Origin of the sequence: Amycolatopsis pigmentata (assembly GCF_042684065.1) — a bacterium.
Lineage (GTDB): Bacteria > Actinomycetota > Actinomycetes > Mycobacteriales > Pseudonocardiaceae > Amycolatopsis_E > Amycolatopsis_E pigmentata.
This window is the reverse complement of sequence record NZ_JBHUKR010000011.1, coordinates 198,079-215,913: the sequence shown is the minus strand read 5'-3', so window position 1 is coordinate 215,913 and position 17,835 is coordinate 198,079. Positions and strand designations below refer to the sequence as shown.

The following is a 17,835-nucleotide window of genomic DNA, read 5'->3' as shown; positions in this document are numbered from 1 at the left end:
TGCCCTCCGGTGCCTGTCCACCTGCTCTGGTGGCCGTCGGCCTCGGAGCACGAGGCGGTCACGGTGGCGGTCGCCCAGGCATTTCACGTGCCCTTTCTCATTCTCGGACCGGGAACCGCAGCGCGCTCACGCCGTCGCGGGCGCGTAATGGCCCGCGCCTCCCATACTTCCCGCCGCGAGCCCGAGGTAGACCGCGGCAAGGTCGAACCGTAGCGCGAGAACACCAGCGCGAACAGGGTCGTCCCCGGCGATCTCGTCGGCGGGAGCGACCACGCCCGCCCCGGGAAGGGTGTGCGAGGCCTCGTGGCGGGCCGCGTCGGCGGCGGGCCCGCTGTGCACCGCGAGCAGGAGCACGCGCGGCCGCGGCTGGCCGGAATCGACGTCCGGATCGGCGAAGATGTCCCGCTCACCGGTGCCCGCGATGGCGGCGCGCAGCAACGCGGGACGCGCGACCGCCTGCCGGTAGTCGGCGACATCACAGACCGTGCCCGCGTGGGCGCCCAACGCGTACGCCGCGTGGTCGGCCACGGCGACCGCGAGTGGATCGAGCCCCCACAGCAGGGGGGTCCGCTCCGCGAGCCTCAGGGCCAGCGCCTTCGCCGGGTTGGTGAACGAGTCTCGTGCGAGATGCCCTCGCTCGGCCTCGGAGTCGAGCTGGTCGGCCAGCGCCTGCACGTCGGCGACCAGCAGGCCCAGTGCGTTCGCGCACAGCAGCCCGGCGGCGAGGCCCCGGGGGAAGGTCAACTCCGGCGGTACCGGGATCCGGGGCGCGAGGAGCATGCCCTTGCCCGCGATCGAGGCCGCCACCGGACCGTCCTGGGGCCCTGACACCACCACCGACGCCCCGAACCGGCTCGCCCGTTCGATCCCCGCCGCCAGTTCCCGGTCGGCCGGGTCGTCGGTGTGGGCGAAGACGACGTCCAGCGCGCCGATCCAGTTCGGCACGGCATCGGCGATCACCACCGGAACCGGGCAGGAAGGCGCCAGCAACCCGGCGAGCAGCCGGGTCACCGCGCGGCCGACGCCGGGCCGGACCACGAGGACGAGTGCCCGGGGACGGCCGATGTCCAGACGGTCGGCGAGCCCGATCTCGGCCGCGAGCTCGCCGGTCGCCCGCACCTGGGCACCGGCCATCGCCGCGGCTCGGAGCAACCCGGCGGAGTCTGCCTCCGCCAGCCGCGCGGGGTCGTCGAGCAGGGTGTCGTCAAGCACCGTCGGCACTGGTGTCATTTTCGCTGGCCTCGTCGAGCAGCAGCACCGGAATACCGTCACGCACCGGGAAGACCCTGCCGCATTCGGTACAGGTCAGCGCGTCGGCCTCCGGGTCGTCCGGTGTGCCCACCTCCAGTGGCGCGTGGTCGGGCGAGGGGCACGCCAGGATCTCCAGCAACTGGGCGTCGAGCGTGACAGCCATGTTTCCTCCTTACCACGCCATTCCTGGCTCAACCACGCACAATCGCCAGGACTTCACCGGTGAGCGCCTCGACTTCCCCTTCGGTCGGGGCTTCCACGTTGAGGCGCAGCAACGGTTCGGTGTTGGACGGGCGGAGGTTGAACCAGCAACCACCGGGCAGTTCCACGGTGAGCCCGTCGAGTTCGTCGATCGTCGCGCCGGGGCGCTTCGCGAAGGCGTCCTTGACCGCGAGCTGGCGGGCCACCTGGTCGTCCACCGTCGAGTTGACCTCGCCGGAGGCGGCGTAACGCCGGTACGCGGAGGTCAGCTCCGAGAGCGGACCGTCCTGCTCGCCGAGCGCCGCCAGCACGTGCAGCGCGGCCAGCATGCCGGTGTCGGCACGCCAGAAGTCGCGGAAGTAGTAGTGCGCCGAGTGCTCACCACCGAAGATCGCGCCGGTGCGCGCCATCTCGGCCTTGATGAACGAGTGCCCCACGCGCGTCCGCACCGGCTTCCCGCCGTGCTCGGCGACGATTTCCGGCACCGCCTTGGAGGTGATCAGATTGTGGATGATCGTGCCGCCCGGCTCCTTGACCAGTTCGCGGGTGGCCACCAGCGCGGTGATCGCGCTCGGGGAGACCGGATCACCGTTCTCGTCCACGACGAAGCAGCGGTCGGCGTCGCCGTCGAAGGCCAGGCCGGCGTCGGCGCCGACCTCGCGGACCTTCGCCTGCAGGTCCACCAGGTTCTTCGGGTCGAGCGGGTTCGCCTCGTGGTTCGGGAAGCTGCCGTCGAGGTCGAAGTACATCGGGACGACGGTGATCTTGCCGTCACTGTCGCCGAACACGGTCGGCACGGTGTGCCCGCCCATGCCGTTGCCCGCGTCCACGACCACCTTCAGCGGACGGATGGTCGAAATGTCGACCAGACGGCGCAGGTAATCCGCGTAGTCGGTGAGCACGTCACGCCGGCTCACCGTGCCCTTGGGCCCCTCCGGCGCGGGCACCCCCTGCTCCACCGTGTCGCGGATTTCGGCGAGACCCGAGTCCTGGCCGACCGGCGCGGCGCCGGCCCGGCACAACTTGATGCCGTTGTACTTGGCGGGGTTGTGGCTGGCCGTGAACATTGCACCCGGCAGGTTCAGCGAGCCCGAGGCGAAATAGAGCTGATCGGTGCTGGCGAGGCCGATCGAGAGCACGTTGACACCTTGTGACGTGACGCCGTCGGCGAACGCGTCGGCCAGTCCGGGAGACGATTCGCGCATGTCGTGCCCGATCACCACGGTGTCCGAATCGGGTTTGACCAGCAACGCGAAGGCGGCACCGAAATCGCGGACGAGGCCGGCGTCGAGTTGTTCCCCCACCACGCCACGGATGTCGTAGGCCTTCACGATGGCCGACAGGTCTGACACGCTCTCTCCGGCTTTCCTCGGCGACTTCGGATGCCTGAGAGCCTACCGGGGTCGGCTGCCGGAGTCTGTGCTCGTCCCGGCGGAAGCGCTTCGCACCGCGGCGCACCGGCTCGGTGACGGGCGCTAGGAAATCGGGTCCGGCAGAACGCGCAGGTGACCACGCCGGCCGGACGGAGTGTCGGGTTCGGGGGGCGGCGCGGGCCGGTCCGTGCGACCGGCCTCGCGGACCGCCTCGGCGAGGGCGGTCAGTTCGTCGTCGGAGCGGTCGGGTGCGGAAAACTCGCCCTCGTGCCGGACGACCTCCCAGCCCTTCGGGGCCGTCAGCCGGAGCGCGTGCTGTTCGCACAGGTCGTAGGAATGCGGCTCGGACGCCGTCGCGAGGGGACCGACCACCGCGGTCGAATCGCTGTAGGCGTAGGTCAGCGTGGCGACTGCGGGATGTTGGCACCCCGTCCGCGAACACTTTCGTACGCTCGACACGAACATGGACCATAGCGCGTCACACCGACAACTCCACGCAGGCGCACCGGCACGCCGGTCGGGCACTTGGCGGTGCCCTCGGCGAGTAACCTTCCCTCTGTGTCCACGGCTCGCGGTTACCGACAACGGCGGCGCATCCGCCGCGACCGGCATGGGCGCGGGTTGCGCGGACCGCTCTACCCCGCGTCACTGCCCGCGGCGGTCAGCCGGGCGGAGAAGTTCGACCAGTTGGTGCTGGACGCGCTCGAACCGATCGAAGCCCGCTGGCGTGACCAGCTGACCAAGCTCGACGTGGCCGTGGACGACGTGCCGGAGGTGCGCGGCCAGGCCGCCGAGCAGACCGACGGGGTGCTGCACGACGGCGCGGTGCCGCTGTCCCGCCTGGTTCCCGCCGGTGTCGACCGGACCGGGATGCCGACGAGGGCGCGGATCGTGCTCTACCGTCGCCCCCTCGAAGCTCGCGCCAAGGATCCGGCCGAACTCGCCGAACTGGTGCACGACGTGCTGGTCGAGCAGGTCGCGGGCTACCTCGGGGTGGAGCCGGACGTCATCGAGGGCGAGTAGGACTCGGCGAAGCCTTCGCCCGTCTTCGCCCGCCTCCGGGCCGGGATCGAGGTCAGTGCGGTGAACAGCAGCGCGGCGATCTCACCGAGCAACAGAATGTCGCGCATGGTCGAGGTGTGGCTCACGATGACCGTGGAGCTGTTCGTGGGTACCGCGACGGCGACCTGATGTCCCCAGGCGGGCACGATCGGTACCGCCTTGCCGTCCACGGTGACCCGCCATCCCGGCTCCTGCTCGGCGGCCAGCACCAGCAGTCGCCCGGCGACGCCTTCGGACACCCGCACCCGCACGTCGGGCAGCGCGGCGTCGACCGGCGTGACCCCGAGGCTGGTGGCTGGCGACGAAGCGGTGACGGCCTGCTTGGCCACGCCGGGCGGGACCAGGACGACCTCGCCCGAGGGCGGAAGCAGCCGCAGCACGGCACGTCCGTCACGGGTCTGTTCCACCGCGACCGCCAGGTCCGGCGCGACCGCGACGACCGGCGCCGCGCCCACGCCGTGAGGCAGGACCACGAACAGCGCGCCCGACGACGCGGCGGCCGCGAGCGCGCCGCGGGTCGCGTCCGACGAAGGCTGCACCAGCGCGGCCTGCCAGGTGGTCAGCCGGTCGGGAGTGCCGGGACTGAGCGCGAGTTGGTCGTCGCCGAACCGCGGAAATCCGCCGCCCGACTGGCGCGGCGGTGCGCCGTCCTCGCCGAGGACGAGCACCGACCTCCCGGAACGCCCCAGTTCGTCGGCTTGAGTCGCGGCGAGCCGGTCTCCGCCGCCGGCCCGCAGGGGTCCCTCGCGGCCGGCGGTCAGCGCTGCCGCGCCGGCGATCGCGACGAGGACGACCCAGGCGAGGACGGCAGGCGTCCGGAGCCTTCGCACCCGCGCCGGGGCGTCGGCGAGCGAAGCGAGCACCAGCCACAGCAGGCCGGCGCCGACCATCAGCAACGGCACGCCCGCGAAGCCCGGTGCCGATGGCCCGCCCTGCAACGGCTTCACCACGGCCAGCCGCACCACGACCAGTCCGCACACGCCGAGCATGATCATCCCGGTCGCCGGGCCGGTCAGCGAACGTGGCCGGAGCGCGACCGCGGCCACCGCGGCGACCACGACGGCGATGCCCGCCGGGAGCGCGCCGGGTCCGCCCGGATCGAGCCCGATCAACTGGGTGGGCGTGACCGCCGTGCCGGGACCGCTCAGACCATGCAGGATGAGTGCGGGCTGGTTGACCAGCGTCGTCGGCCATGGCAGCAGCAACGCCAGTGGCAGCAACACCACGATGCCGACGGAGGCGACGCGCTTCCAGCCCGCCGAGGCGGCGCGATCCGAGGGCAGCACGACGAAACCGGCGACCAGCCCCAGCACCGCAAGCCCTTGCGCCAGCGGGGAAAACGCGCCCAGCAGCGCCACCCCGAGCGCACACCAGGAAGCGATGTGCAGCCATCCCTCGCCACCCGCGAGTACCGCCACCACACCCGCTGTCACCAACGGAAGGAGGATGTGTACGGCGACGACCTCCAAACGGCCCTGCGCCACCCCGGCGGTCGCCGCGGGCAACAGGGCGTAGACCGCGGCGGCGCCGGCCCTCGACCATCGGGAAACGCGGAGGCGACGGGTGGCGAAGTACGCCGCGAGCCCGGCCAACGGAGCGTCACCCAGCAACAGCACGGCGACGAGCGCGTGCGGACCGCCCACCGGCGCGAAGACCGCCCCCAGCCCGCCGAGGACCGCCAGCGATGCCGGGGCGGACCCCGCCGTGCCGCCACCGACCGGATGCCAGCCGGCCAGGTACGCCGACCACAGCTGTCCGAGATCGCCGACCGGAAGCAACCGCCCGCCCGCGAGATCGAGACCGAGCCGCCCGCCGTTGACGAACAGGCCGAGCACGGTCAGCACGACCGCCAAGGTCAGCGGCGGCGCCACCCGCGCGACGACAATTCTGTCCACAAAGGACAGCTCGGCTCGGGTTCGCTCCTCAGCCAAGGACTCTCCAGCCTGCCTTCCCGCCACGGGCGTCCGTCCTCCCCGGACGGACCGTCCGCACACCAAAGGTACGGGTGCCAGGCAAGATACTGGTCCCTCGGGCGCCGCACCTCACAGGCACGCCGCAGGACGACGCCGGGCATTGGCGGGAAAATCCCCGAAAGCCGCTCGAGAGCCACGGCCCGGCTACGCGAATCCGATCGCACGCCCTTGAAACACGGCCTAGACGGCGCGTTTTTTGAGCTTCCTGCGCTCACGTTCGGACAGTCCACCCCAGATACCGAAGCGCTCGTCATGCGCCAGGGCGTACTCAAGGCACTCGGCCTTGACCTCGCAGCCCTGACAGATCCGCTTGGCCTCTCGGGTCGATCCACCCTTCTCCGGGAAGAAGGCCTCCGGATCGGTCTGCGCGCACAGGGCACGCTCCTGCCATTCCGGTGGCTCGGCGGGGTCGAAGATGTCGGTGAGGTCGCCCAGTTCGCCTTCCGGGCCCTCTCCCCACTCCACGACGTACCCCCATTCCCTTCCGTCTGCTTCCAACCGCACGTCCGCCTCCTCAGCTTCCACGCACTCCCCAGGCTGGCGGTGTCGAAGCCGTCCCCGTCGCCCCCTTGCCAGCGACGAATGACAGCAATGTGATTACACCCGTGTAATGCGATGAGGTCAAGCGGAGTAGCGAGTTCGGGGGACATGTCTCCCCTTTCGCGCAAGGGGACACGCCGAGCGAGATCAGACTCACTGTTTACTTCGCGTTAAACCGGGCAGCGGGGTCCGCCAAGCGGGCAAAGGCGCCCTTTCGCCACCGCCCCGCCGCCGATAGGACAGACTGGAAGGCGTGCAGCGATCAGCGGTCCGCCCGAGCCCCGTGTTCTTCGGCCTTCTCGCACTCACCGTAGTCGGTGGCGTACTGGCCGCACTCAGCCATCCCACCACGACCAAGGACACGATGCTGACCGCCGGCGTCTTCCTGCTCGTGCTCGGCGGCTGGGCGGTTTCGCTCACCCTGCACGAGTTCGGGCACGCCATCGTCGCCTACCGGGGCGGGGACCACAGCGTGGCCGCCAAGGGCTACCTCAACATGGACGTCCGGCATTACGCCGATCCCGTGCTGTCCCTGGTTCTGCCGCTGGTCTTCCTGGCGCTGGGCGGCATCCCGCTGCCCGGCGGCGCGGTATGGATCAACCGGTGGGCCCTGCGCTCGCGCGCGGCCTCGTCCTGGGTCTCGCTGGCGGGCCCGCTGAGCAACCTCGTGCTGGGCATCCTGCTCAGCCTCGCCGTGGTCTACATCCCGATGAGCGTCGGCCTCGCGATCGGGATGTCCTACCTCGCGTTGCTGGAGATCCTGACCTTCGTGCTCAACATCCTGCCGGTGCCCGGCCTCGACGGGTTCGGCGCGATCGAACCCTTCCTTTCGCCGGACGCGCGCGAGTTCGCCGCCAAGGTCCGGCCATGGGCTCCGCTGGCGCTGTTCGCGCTGCTCTTCGCCGTCGCGCCGGTGCGGACCGCGTTCTGGGACGCGGCGAGTTACCTGTTCCGGTTGATCGGCGGCGACGAAGAACTCGCCTACTACGGTCAGCTGACCTTCATGTTCTGGAGGCGCTGATCCCCTGGTTCGACAGCCACTTCGCCGTGGCACGAGCCGAGTGGCGGAGCGCCGAGCGTTCCGCCAGGTAGTCACCCAGCATGCCGATGACCGGAAGAGCGCCCACGAAACGCTGGTAGAAGTGCCCGCGCGGCCGCTTTTCCAGTTCGCCGCTGATCGCCATCAGCAGGCGCGCCAGCCGCCAGAGCGCGGCGGCGCAGGCGGCGATGGTGATGCGCCGCTTCATCTGACGGCCGAAGTCTCCGGTCAGCTTCGCGACCTCGGCGTCCTCGGCGTTCTTCGACTCGGCCGCGGTCGAGGGATCGTCCTGTTTTCCCGCCGCCAGCGCGGGATCGACCTCTCGCTTGAACAGCACCCAAGCCAGCAGTCGCACGCGGTCGGCGACGTCGTGGACACCGTGTTCCTCGGCTATGGCGCACAACAACAAGCCCTGCGCGGACGCGCCCAGAGCGTCCTGCACGGGCAGCCGGTCGGCCAGCGCGCCGCCCAGTCCGGGAATCGCCGTGACCAGCGCGGTCAGCCGGCCGACCCGGTTGATCCACCACATGGTCCGTGCCTGTGCGCTCAGCCCGCGCCAAGCCACCGAACCCGGCACCTTAAGCGCCGCGAACCGGCGCAGCCGTCCCGGCGTCCGCATCGCCGCGACGACCGGGCCCGCGGCCCGGACGAAAGGCCGCAGCGCGGCCACTATCTGCCGATCGGAAATCGCCTCGGCCACTAACCGCTCCTCCCGGGGTTGCCCGCCAGCGCTCCGCCCAGAGCCAGGGCGGCCGGCAACGCTCCCCCCGCGAGCAGCAGCAGGGCCCGCCAGTCCTGAATGAGCACCAGATCTCCGCCTGGTCCGGACAAACCGAGTACCAGCACGGTCAGTACCCAGACCAGCAGTGGCGCAAACGCGGCTTTGGGATGGACCAGCAGACCCGCCCGCGACACCAGGAGCGGTGTGGTCACCACGGCGAGGATCACGGTCACCGGCACGGGGATCCAGGCGAGCCTCGGCAGCAGCGTGCCGTCGAGGCGCAGCGGCAGGAAGAACAGTTCCAGCGTCGCCAGCAAGACGGTGTCGAGGATCAACAACGCCAGCAGCGCCCAGTTCAGCGGTGACGTCCTCGCCGGCCCCGTTCCGGTACCGGCCACCGGCGCGCTCATGTCTTCCGCTCCGGGCGCGGGCTTTCGAGACGCGGGCTAGTCAAATTCCAGTCCTCCGAACAGATCCGTCTCGGACCCGGCCACGGGTCCGTGCGCCAAGAAGTACCGCTCGGTTTCCGCGATCCGCTGCGGGACACCGTTGGACAGCGCGAACATCGGCGGGTTCACCGTGATCTGGGTCGCGTGGGCGCGCAACGCCGCGATCTTCGCGGGCAACTGGGCGCGGATGTCGATCACCGTTCCCGCCGGGCCGTCGGGCGTCGGCACGGCACCCCCGCCCGAGGCGATGTGGAAGACGCGGCGGACCGACGCGACGGTGCGAGCCGCCGCCATGGTGATCTCGTGCGCCCGGATGTGGTCCGGATGACCGTAGCCACCGGAGGAGTCATAGGTCACGATCACCTCCGGCCGTCGCTGTTCGACGATTTCCGCCAGCTGCGCCGCCTGCTCGGCCAGGGACCCTCCGGCGAAGGCCCGCGGATGCCCGGCGGCCGGGGTTCCGGCCATGCCCGAGTCCCTCCACCGGCCTATCCCCCCGAGGAAGTAGTGGAAAGTTACACCGAGTGACCTGAGCGCGAGCGCCAGCTCCCCGGCGCGGTAGCCGCCCAGCTGATCGGCCGCCCACGAACCGAGCTGGTCCAAACCCCGCGGAATGATTTCTCCCTCTTCGCCGAGAGTACAGGTCACGAGCGTGACCTCGGCCCCCGAAGCGGCGTACGCGGCCATCGTGCCGCCGGTCGTGATGCTTTCGTCGTCCGGATGCGCGTGCACGAGCAATAACCTTCGGGTCACGAGTTCAGGTTAATTCGTGACGAACAGCAAGCGATTGTCACGGCTCCGTGACTACAACTTTCGGGCCGTCCACAAAGCGAGAAACGTGGGTTATTCTCCCCCGGAGCTACGCAGCGTGCGAAAGCTGGGGACCCTGGAGGGCAGCCGTGAGACGTGTGACATCACGCTTCCAGCTACGAAACGTCACCGTAGTATCTCGGCCCATTAAGCCATTTGGGTGAAGAACGGCGAGTTACTCTTCGGTAACGATCAAACGGAGAGTGTCCACCGCGTGGGATTCCGTGCCTAGGTTCCACGACTACGGTGAGCCACTCGATCACCTTCGACAGTTCGCCGCCCCAGGTCGAGAACGCCTCGGAACCCAAGACGGCGTCGAGCAAGGAGAATGGATGTTGACGCAGATGAAGTCCCGAGCAGCCAGAATTGGTGTGCTCATCGCGAGCGCGACGCTCGCGCTGACCGCGTGTGGCGGAGGGGGCAACTCCGCGACGCAGACCGGTCAAGCCTTCAAGGACTGCGACGCGAACCCGAACACGTGCAACACAGTCGCGGCGGACCAACTGCAGGACGGTGGCCAGGTCACCTTCGCCATCGAAAAGAACATCCCCAACTGGAACGTGACCTCAGCGAAGGGCAACGTCTTCGAGACCGCCGAGCTCGTCACGCGCATGCTGCCCTACACGTTCTACGCTCAGCCGGACCTGAACCCGACGCTGAACAAGGACTTCATCTCCTCGGCGGAGGTGACCAGCACCAACCCGCAGACCATCGTCTACAAGATCAACCCCAAGGCGAGCTGGTCGGACGGCACCCCGGTCGACGTCAACGACTTCATCTACAACTGGAAGACGCAGAACGGCACGGACTGCCCGAAGTGCTCGGTCGCCTCGACCGCAGGCTATGACGACATCGCCACGATCACCGGCGCCGACAACGGCAAGACGGTCACGGTGACCATGAAGCAGCCGTTCGCCGACTGGAAGACCATGTGGAGCTCTTCCGGTGCCATGTACCCCGCGCACATCGCGGCGCAGCAGGGTGACCAGAACACCCCGGACGGCCTGAAGAAGTCTTTCGACTGGTTCGGCACCACGGTCCCGACCTACAGCGCCGGCCCCTGGAAGCTCGACAACTTCCAGAGCAATGTCTCCGCCACCCTGGTGCCGAACCCGGGCTGGTGGGGCACGAAGCCGAAGCTCGAGCGGGTCATCTACCGGATCATCACCGACGCCAACCAGGAACCGACCGCGCTGCAGAACAACGAGGTGCAGGTCATCTACCCGCAACCGCAGGTGGACCTGGTCAAGCAGGTGAAGAACATCCCGAACGTGTCCTCCTTCATCGGCCTCGGCCTGACCTGGGAGCACTTCGACTTCAACCTGAAGACCCCGGCGTTGCAGAACCTCGCCCTGCGCAAGGCGCTGTTCACCGCGGTCGACCGGCAGGCACTGATCAACAAGACGGTGGGCCAGTTCACCGACAAGGTCAAGCCGCTGAACAACAACAACTTCATGCCCCAGCAGGCCGGCTACAAGGACGTCATCACGTCCACCGGTCAGGGCACCGGGAACATCGACAACGCCAAGAAGATCCTGACCGACGCCGGTTACAAGATCGACGGTGGCAAGCTGAAGGACCCGAGCGGCGCGGCGGTTCCGGATCTGCGCATCCGGTACACGGTGGGCAACCAGATCCGCCAGAACGAGTGTGAACTTTTCGCGCAGGCCGCCCAGCAGCTCGGCGTGACGGTCAAGGTGGACCCGACCGACGACCTCGGCACCACCACGACCACCGGTGACTACGACGTGATCGTGTTCGCGTGGGTCGCTTCGCCGTTCGTCTACGCCGGCGCGGTCCAGAACTGGTTGTCCACCTCGGACAGCAACTACGGTCACTGGGTCAACCCGGCCAGCGATGACCTGATCCGGAAGGCCAACCAGGAGACCGACCTGACCAAGGCGGCCGACGAGCTCAACCAGGCCAACCAGATCATGGCCGACGACGCGTACGTCCTTCCGCTGTACCAGAAGCCGACATTCATCGCGGCGCAGGACAAGGTCGGCAACGTGCGTAACGACTCGACGCTCGACGGGCCGGTCTACAACCTGGAGAGCTGGGGTCTTCGCAAGGGCTGATACCTACGCGATAGATTCCCCCGATAAACAACGGTGGGGAGGCCGTCTGGTAGACGGCCTCCCCACCTGCCCGCCCACCACCGCAGGCCGCCCGGCATGCCGCCACAAGCGGCCGCACCGGACACCCGTCCAGAGCAGGAAGACCTCCATGCTTGCCTTCGCACTGCGCCGGCTATTCGTGTCGATACCGATCCTCATCGTTTCGACCTTCGTCGTGTTCGTGATGGCGTCGCTGTCGGCCAACCCCCTGAGTTACCTCATCGCGAGGAACCCGCCTCCCCCGCCGCAAGTCATCGAGGGCGAGCGCCACCGGCTGTACCTCGACCAGCCGCTGCTGGAGCGCTACTGGCACTGGCTCACCGGTCTGTTCCGCGGCGATTTCGGGCCGTCGATCGACTCCACGGTGAACATCCGCGCGGAGATCTTCGACCGCTTCGGAGTCACCCTCCGACTGATCGTCCTGGCGATGCTGCTGGCGCTGATCCTGGCCGTGATCGTCGGGGTCGTCAGCGCGGTCCGCCAGTACTCGAAGTTCGACTACACGGCGACCTTCTTCGGCTTCCTCTTCCTGTCGATGCCCGCGTTCTGGTTCGCGATCCTGCTCAAGCAGATGGGGATCTCGATCAACACCGCGGCGAACGACCAGATCCTCTACACGATCGGCTCCGGTTCCATCTATGTGAACGGCGGCTTCGGAGCGCACCTCGGCGACATTCTCGGCCACATGATCCTGCCGACGATTTCCCTCGCGCTGACCACCTACGCCGCGTGGAGCCGGTTCCAGCGCGGGTCGATGCTCGAAGTACTGGGCAGCGACTACGTCCGGTTGGCGCGCGCCAAGGGCCTGCCCCGGTGGACGGTGACCCGCAAGCACGCCCTTCGCAACGCGTTGATCCCGCTGACCACGATCACCGCGCTCGACATCGGCTCGATCCTGGGCGGCGCGGTGGTCACCGAAACGGTGTTCCAATGGCAGGGCGCCGGGACATTCCTGCTGGATTCCATCCACAAGAGCGACGTGTACGCGCTGGAGGCCTGGTTGCTGGTCGCGGCCACCTTCGTGATCGTGCTCAACCTCATCGCCGACCTGCTCTACGGCGTTCTCGACCCGAGGATCCGCTATGCCTGATCAGTTCGAAACCGAGTCCAGGATGGGCGCTGCCGCCTCCACGCAGGCCGTTGTCCCCGAGCCGGTCGGAGAACAACCAGACCGCGAATTCACCGTCAGCGAGCGTAGCCAGGCGCAACTGGTGCTCCGCCGGTTCCGTCAGCACCGGCTCGCCATGATCAGCCTCATCCTGCTGGCCGTGATCATCCTGTTCGCCTACATCGGCGGCGCGCTGTGGAAGTACCACGCGAACGACATCACGCCCGACAACTCCCAGCCGCCGTCGCTGGACCATCCGTTCGGCACCGACGCGGTCGGGCACGACGCGATGGCCCAGGTGATGCGCGGCACCCAGATCTCGCTCCAGATCTCCGTGCTGGTCGCGGTGTTCGCCACGTTCGTCGGTGCCATCTGGGGCGCGGTGGCCGGCTTCTACCGGGGCGCGACCGACTCGGTGCTGATGCGCGTCGCGGACCTGGTCCTCACCCTGCCGCTGCTCGCGGTGGCCGCCGTGCTGGCGCACAACGTGGGTGGCACGTGGTGGCTCATCGCCGTCGTCATCGCCGGGCTGTACTGGGCGAACGTTTCCCGTATCTCGCGCGGTGTGGTGCTTTCCTTGCGGGAGAAGGAGTTCGTCGAGGCGTCCCGCGCGCTCGGCGCGAGTGACGCGCGGATCATCTTCCGGCACCTGGTGCCCAACGCGCTCGGCTCGATCATCGTCTACGCCACCGTCCTGGTGGCGCTGTCGATCCTGCTGGAGACCGCGCTGTCGTTCCTCGGCTTCGGGGTCACGCCGCCCGACACCTCGCTCGGGCTGCTGGTGAGCAACAACCAGACGGCGGTGGACACCCGCCCCTGGCTGTTCTATTTCCCCGGCCTGTTCATCATCCTGATCGTGCTGACGATCAACTTCATCGGGGACGGGCTGCGGGACGCGTTCGACCCACAGCAGACAAAGGTCCGCGCATGACACGCACGTCCACTCGCGGCCGCCAAAGTGATCGCCGTGACTTCGCGGAGGGGTCAGCATGACATCCAACGAACCCGTATTGAGCGTGCGGGATCTGACGGTCCGGTTCCCCACCGACGACGGGCTGGTGCAGGCCGTCCGCGGGGTGAGTTACGACCTCCACGGCGGTGAGGTCCTCGGCATCGTGGGCGAGTCGGGGTCGGGCAAGTCGGTGACCTCGATGGCCGTCATGGGGCTGCTGCCGAAGACCGCGCGAATCTCCGGCTCGGTCACCTACGGCGGCAAGGATCTGCTGAAGCTCTCCGACAAGGAGATGAACAAGATCCGGGGCCGGTCGATCTCGATGGTCTTCCAGGACCCGATGACCTCGCTCAACCCGGTCTACACGGTCGGTGACCAGATCGCCGAGGCGATCACCGCCCATCACGACGTGCGCAAGGACGTGGCGCACAAGCAGGCGGTGGATCTGCTCGACCTGGTGCGGATCCCGAACCCGAAGCAGCGCGCGGACGAGTACCCGCACCAGCTTTCCGGCGGCATGCGGCAGCGCGTGGTGATCGCGATCGCGATCGCCAACAACCCGCAGGTGATCATCGCCGACGAGCCGACCACGGCGCTCGACGTGACCGTGCAGGCGCAGATCCTGGAGGCGCTGCAGACGGCCCAGAAGGAGACCGGCGCGGCCATGGTGCTGATCACCCACGACCTCGGGGTGATCGCCGGACAGGCCGACCGGGTGCAGGTCATGTACGCGGGCAAGAGCGTCGAGACCGGCACCGTGGACGAGATCTTCTACACCCCGCGGATGCCCTACACGCTCGGCCTGCTGGGCAGCCTGCCCAGGCTGGACATCAAGACCGAACGGCTGGTCCCGATCGCGGGCTCTCCGCCGTCCATGATCAACATGCCGCCCGGGTGCCCGTTCAGCCCTCGCTGCCCGCTGGCACAGGCCGTCTGTGACGAGGAAGAGCCCAGCCTCTCGGCCGGCGCGAACGCCGGGCACCTCGCGGCCTGTCACTTCAGCGACCAGGTCGCCGGGCACGAGCCGGGTGAGCTGTTCCGCGCCACCTCCAAGGACACCACCGACCCGTTGCCAGCAAAGGAATCCCAATGATCACCTCAAGCCGCGGCAGCCAGGGTGGCAAGAGAGCGCGCCCTTTCTTTCCGCTATCGGGGCGGCAGGGCGCCCACGTCACCGACGTGACGTCTGCTGGTGAGGAGCGCCCTGTCGACACGATCGCGGGGGCACGCAAACCTGCGGGACAGGAGGAATCCCAATGACCGCGCCGGCGAAAACAGAACCGGTCCTGTCGGCCCGTGCTCTGGTCAAGCACTTCCCGATCCGCAGCGGCGGGATCATCCGCCGCAAGATCGGTGAGGTACAGGCGGTTTCGGGAGTGTCGTTCGACATCTTCCCGAAGGAGACGCTGGCACTCGTCGGCGAGTCGGGGTGTGGCAAGTCCACCACCGCCCGTGTCGCGCTGAACCTCCAGCCGCTGACCTCCGGTGAGGTCCGCTACGAAGGCAGCGAACTGAGCAAGCTCTCCGGCAAGGAGATGCAGCGTCTGCGCCGCAGCATGCAGATCGTGTTCCAGGACCCCTACGCCTCGCTCGATCCGCGGTTGCCGGTCAACGAGATCGTCGCGGAGCCGCTGCGCATCCACGGGCTCTACGCGAACGGAGGCCGGGAGCGCGTGCGCGAACTGCTGCGCACGGTCGGCCTGCGCCCGGAACACGGAAACCGCTTTCCGCACGAGTTTTCCGGCGGTCAGCGGCAGCGCATCGGGATCGCCCGTGCCCTCGCGCTGCGGCCCCGGCTGCTGGTGCTCGACGAACCGGTCTCGGCGCTCGACGTGTCGATCCAGGCGGGGGTGCTGAACCTGCTGGAGGACCTGCAGGAGGAGTTCGGGCTGTCCTATCTGTTCGTGTCGCACGACCTTTCGGTCGTCCGGCACATGGCGGACCGGATCGCCGTGATGTACCTCGGCAAGATCGTGGAGACCGCCCCGGCGGAGGCGCTGTTCGCCAACCCGGCGCATCCCTACACCCAGGCGCTGATCTCCGCGATCCCGATTCCGGATCCGCGCAAGGAGCGGACCCGGGAACGGATCGTGATCACCGGTGACGTGCCGAGCCCGGCCAACCCGCCGAGCGGCTGCCGATTCCGTACGCGCTGTCCCAAGTTCGCCAACCAGCTCTCCGACAGCGAGCGGGAACGCTGCGTCAACACCGAACCGGAGCTGACCGACCACGGGCAGGGGCACCCGTCCGCCTGCCACTACGCCGAGACTCTCCAGCTCATCTGAGCTCCTCCGTCCGGCCGGTGAGTCACTTGACGCCGCGGGTCCAGTCCACTGCCGTCGATCCGAACGGACCGACCAGGGGCGGCCCCGGCGTCACACCGGAAATCGTCGGCCCCACCGCCATCGTGTCGGCGAGCTGATACAGGGGCAGGACCACGTGCTGTGCCCACAGTTTCGGTTCCAGTTCGGCAAGACTGGTGTCCAGCGGCTTCGAACCGGTCAGTGCCGCGTCGATGGTGGGCTGCGCCGACGGGTCGCAGATCGCCGCCGGGTTGGCCGGCACGACCGGCGCGGTGCCGGTGGTGTCCTGTTCCGGTCGGCAACCGAAAGTCGACGCGAGAACCGACGCCGCGTCACCGCCGACCGGCAGCGGCACCACCGCGATGTCCACGCCCACGCTGCCGGAGCCGTCCGGCACCGCGGGCTGTCCGGCCCGGCTCACCGGCATGGCCAGCAGGGTGGAGAACAGATCACGCGGCTGCGGGTTGATGGTGCTGACCTGGACGCCGGCCGTGGTCAGCTGACCGGCGAGCGCCTTGAGGATGCTCGCGTAGGGCTCTGTCTGCCCCGGTGAGGCGAGCACGAGCGACAACTGTTTGCCGTCCTTGCGCCAGCTGCCCGCCTGCTTCGTGTAGCCGGCGTGGTTGAGCAATTGCTCCGCCTTGGCCGGGTCGGGAACGCCGACGCCGGACGGGATCGTGGCGGCATAGCCCGGCTCGGACGGCGGAATCACCTGGGCGTCGGCGCGCAGGCTCGACGACGGGCCGCCGGAAGTGCCCTCGTCGATCAGCTTGGACCGGTCGATCAGCGCGGCGATCCCGGCGCGCACGTCGTCGTTGGCCAGTACGCCGTTGGCGGGCCGCAGCAGCACGTCGGCCATGCGCGCGACCGGAATCGTGTGCAGTTGGACGCTGTTGCCGAGTTGGTGGAACAGGTTGATTCCCGTGCTGTCCGTGCGCGACAACACAAACTGGTCGTTGCCGGAGGCCAGCGCGGTTCGAAGGCCCGGTTGGTCGGCGCGGCGGAGCACGATCTGGTCGATCGCGGCCGGCTTGTCCCAGTACCGCTCGTTGCGCTCCAGGATGATCTCGCCGCGCGCGTTGTCCAGCTGCTTGATGGAGAACGCGCCGCCGTAGGCCGGGAAACTGGTGGCGAGCGCGCCCTGCCAGCCACCGGGGGCGTCCTTGAGCAGATGTGACGGCAGCAGGTCGGAAAACAGCGTCTGCCAGCCGGGGTAGGGCTTGCTGAAGGTGACCGCGAGTCCCTTGCCGCCCTCCCGGGGCTGGATGTCGGAGATGAGCCGGTAACCGGCCGGTTCCACCACGCCGGGCTGGTCTCGCATCGCGTCACGCAGGAACGTGAAGTCTTCGACCGCGATCGGGGCGCCGTCGGACCACGAGGCGTCCTGACGGATCTCGTAGGTCACCGTGAACGGGTTCTGCGAGGTGACCCCGGCCGAGCGCATCAGGGTGCTGTCGAGCTTGTACTGGCCGTCGGGGGCCCGGCGGAACACCGAAGGCAACAGGAGCTGGGAGAGCGCGGTGGTGATGGTCGACTGGTCGGCCAGGTTGTGCGGGTTGTAGCCGCCCACGATGTTTTCGACGCCGATCACGATCTGCGACTGCGCGACCGCCGTCGGCGACTGGGAGGTCGACGAGATCGGGGCCGGCGGGGGCGGAGCCGAGGTGCATGCGCCGAGCGTGGCCACGAGCACCATGATCAGTGCCCCCGCTTTGCTCCTACGCACGCTTACCTCCCCTGTGGGCCGTGGCGCCGAGCGGCTCGATGGTGTCACAGGCCGATCTGCCGCGGTACCGAGATTGCCAGACGAGGTTCAGCCGTCGGCATGGGACCGGGCGACCCCCGAAAGGAGAGACGTACGGCAGCGCGCCGGGGTTCCAGTTTGGTACAGCAGGGGACGTTTGCTACAGACTACGAGTAGTAAGGCCACCCCGCT

General features: G+C 68.6%; 17 protein-coding genes. 7 read left to right on the top strand and 10 right to left on the bottom strand.

Annotation, left to right across the window (positions count from 1 at the left end; all coding sequences use genetic code 11):
• Positions 1-126 precede the first annotated feature (126 nt).
• From ACFSXZ_RS23130 to ACFSXZ_RS23115, 4 genes are all read right to left on the bottom strand, one after another.
• Positions 127-1,230, bottom strand: coding sequence for a hypothetical protein (locus ACFSXZ_RS23130; RefSeq protein WP_378267235.1), 1,104 nt, complete (start codon positions 1,228-1,230; stop codon positions 127-129).
• Entirely contained in the window at positions 1,205-1,414 is a 210-nt protein-coding gene (locus ACFSXZ_RS23125) for a Trm112 family protein (protein ID WP_378267234.1), read from the bottom strand. Before ACFSXZ_RS23125 ends, ACFSXZ_RS23130 begins: the two co-directional genes overlap by 26 nt.
• Positions 1,415-1,442: 28 nt before the next feature.
• Positions 1,443-2,804, bottom strand: coding sequence for a phosphomannomutase/phosphoglucomutase (locus ACFSXZ_RS23120; RefSeq protein WP_378267233.1), 1,362 nt, complete (start codon positions 2,802-2,804; stop codon positions 1,443-1,445).
• Positions 2,805-2,927: 123 nt separating this feature from the next.
• Positions 2,928-3,284 carry a DUF3499 domain-containing protein gene (locus tag ACFSXZ_RS23115; RefSeq protein ID WP_378267232.1) on the bottom strand — a complete coding sequence of 119 codons (357 nt, stop codon included), beginning with the start codon at positions 3,282-3,284 and terminating at the stop codon, positions 2,928-2,930.
• Positions 3,285-3,383: 99 nt separating this feature from the next.
• Between ACFSXZ_RS23115 and ACFSXZ_RS23110 the strand changes: the two genes are divergently transcribed.
• Positions 3,384-3,848 carry a metallopeptidase family protein gene (locus ACFSXZ_RS23110; protein ID WP_378267231.1) on the top strand — a complete coding sequence of 155 codons (465 nt, stop codon included), beginning with the start codon at positions 3,384-3,386 and terminating at the stop codon, positions 3,846-3,848.
• Here ACFSXZ_RS23110 and ACFSXZ_RS23105 read toward each other — a convergent pair.
• Together ACFSXZ_RS23105 and ACFSXZ_RS23100 are read right to left on the bottom strand one after the other, a co-directional pair.
• The gene (locus ACFSXZ_RS23105) at positions 3,809-5,818 is read right to left on the bottom strand and encodes a hypothetical protein (RefSeq protein WP_378267230.1); all 2,010 of its coding nucleotides are present in this window, start codon (positions 5,816-5,818) and stop codon (positions 3,809-3,811) included. The genes ACFSXZ_RS23110 and ACFSXZ_RS23105 overlap by 40 nt on opposite strands.
• Before the next feature lie 222 nt (positions 5,819-6,040).
• Positions 6,041-6,295 (bottom strand): WhiB family transcriptional regulator, encoded by a 255-nt coding sequence (locus tag ACFSXZ_RS23100; protein WP_378267581.1) that lies wholly within the window; start codon positions 6,293-6,295, stop codon positions 6,041-6,043.
• Between the two features lie 358 nt (positions 6,296-6,653).
• Here ACFSXZ_RS23100 and ACFSXZ_RS23095 point away from each other — a divergent pair, with 358 nt between their 5' ends.
• Complete coding sequence (locus ACFSXZ_RS23095) at positions 6,654-7,421, top strand: site-2 protease family protein (protein WP_378267229.1); 768 nt, start codon at positions 6,654-6,656, stop codon at positions 7,419-7,421.
• Here ACFSXZ_RS23095 and ACFSXZ_RS23090 read toward each other — a convergent pair.
• Genes ACFSXZ_RS23090 through mshB form a run of 3 tightly spaced genes read right to left on the bottom strand, consistent with a single transcriptional unit; the run spans position 7,402 to position 9,362 of the window.
• Positions 7,402-8,139 carry a hypothetical protein gene (locus ACFSXZ_RS23090; protein ID WP_378267228.1) on the bottom strand — a complete coding sequence of 246 codons (738 nt, stop codon included), beginning with the start codon at positions 8,137-8,139 and terminating at the stop codon, positions 7,402-7,404. The two genes, ACFSXZ_RS23095 and ACFSXZ_RS23090, sit on opposite strands and share 20 nt — an antisense overlap.
• Positions 8,139-8,570: a hypothetical protein gene (locus ACFSXZ_RS23085; RefSeq protein ID WP_378267227.1), complete on the bottom strand. Its 432-nt coding sequence runs from the start codon at positions 8,568-8,570 to the stop codon at positions 8,139-8,141. Before ACFSXZ_RS23085 ends, ACFSXZ_RS23090 begins: the two co-directional genes overlap by 1 nt.
• Before the next feature lie 36 nt (positions 8,571-8,606).
• Positions 8,607-9,362: an N-acetyl-1-D-myo-inositol-2-amino-2-deoxy-alpha-D-glucopyranoside deacetylase gene (gene mshB, locus ACFSXZ_RS23080; RefSeq protein WP_378267226.1), complete on the bottom strand. Its 756-nt coding sequence runs from the start codon at positions 9,360-9,362 to the stop codon at positions 8,607-8,609.
• Positions 9,363-9,751: 389 nt separating this feature from the next.
• Between mshB and ACFSXZ_RS23075 the strand changes: the two genes are divergently transcribed.
• The 5 genes from ACFSXZ_RS23075 to ACFSXZ_RS23055 all read left to right on the top strand — a co-directional run bounded on the left by ACFSXZ_RS23075 (position 9,752) and on the right by ACFSXZ_RS23055 (position 15,881).
• Positions 9,752-11,497: an ABC transporter family substrate-binding protein gene (locus ACFSXZ_RS23075; RefSeq protein ID WP_378267225.1), complete on the top strand. Its 1,746-nt coding sequence runs from the start codon at positions 9,752-9,754 to the stop codon at positions 11,495-11,497.
• Positions 11,498-11,645: 148 nt separating this feature from the next.
• Complete coding sequence (locus ACFSXZ_RS23070; protein ID WP_378267224.1) at positions 11,646-12,626, top strand: ABC transporter permease; 981 nt, start codon at positions 11,646-11,648, stop codon at positions 12,624-12,626.
• Complete coding sequence (locus tag ACFSXZ_RS23065) at positions 12,619-13,575, top strand: ABC transporter permease (RefSeq protein ID WP_378267223.1); 957 nt, start codon at positions 12,619-12,621, stop codon at positions 13,573-13,575. Before ACFSXZ_RS23070 ends, ACFSXZ_RS23065 begins: the two co-directional genes overlap by 8 nt.
• 58 nt (positions 13,576-13,633) lie before the next feature.
• Complete coding sequence (locus ACFSXZ_RS23060; protein ID WP_378267222.1) at positions 13,634-14,689, top strand: ABC transporter ATP-binding protein; 1,056 nt, start codon at positions 13,634-13,636, stop codon at positions 14,687-14,689.
• A 163-nt stretch (positions 14,690-14,852) separates the two neighbouring features.
• Positions 14,853-15,881, top strand: a complete 1,029-nt coding sequence (locus ACFSXZ_RS23055) for an ABC transporter ATP-binding protein (protein WP_378267221.1) — start codon at positions 14,853-14,855, stop codon at positions 15,879-15,881.
• A 22-nt stretch (positions 15,882-15,903) separates the two neighbouring features.
• On the opposite strand, the gene ACFSXZ_RS23050 is transcribed toward ACFSXZ_RS23055, so the two are convergent.
• On the bottom strand, positions 15,904-17,595 hold the full coding sequence (locus ACFSXZ_RS23050; protein WP_378267580.1) for an ABC transporter family substrate-binding protein: 1,692 nt from the start codon (positions 17,593-17,595) through the stop codon (positions 15,904-15,906).
• Positions 17,596-17,835 lie beyond the last annotated feature (240 nt).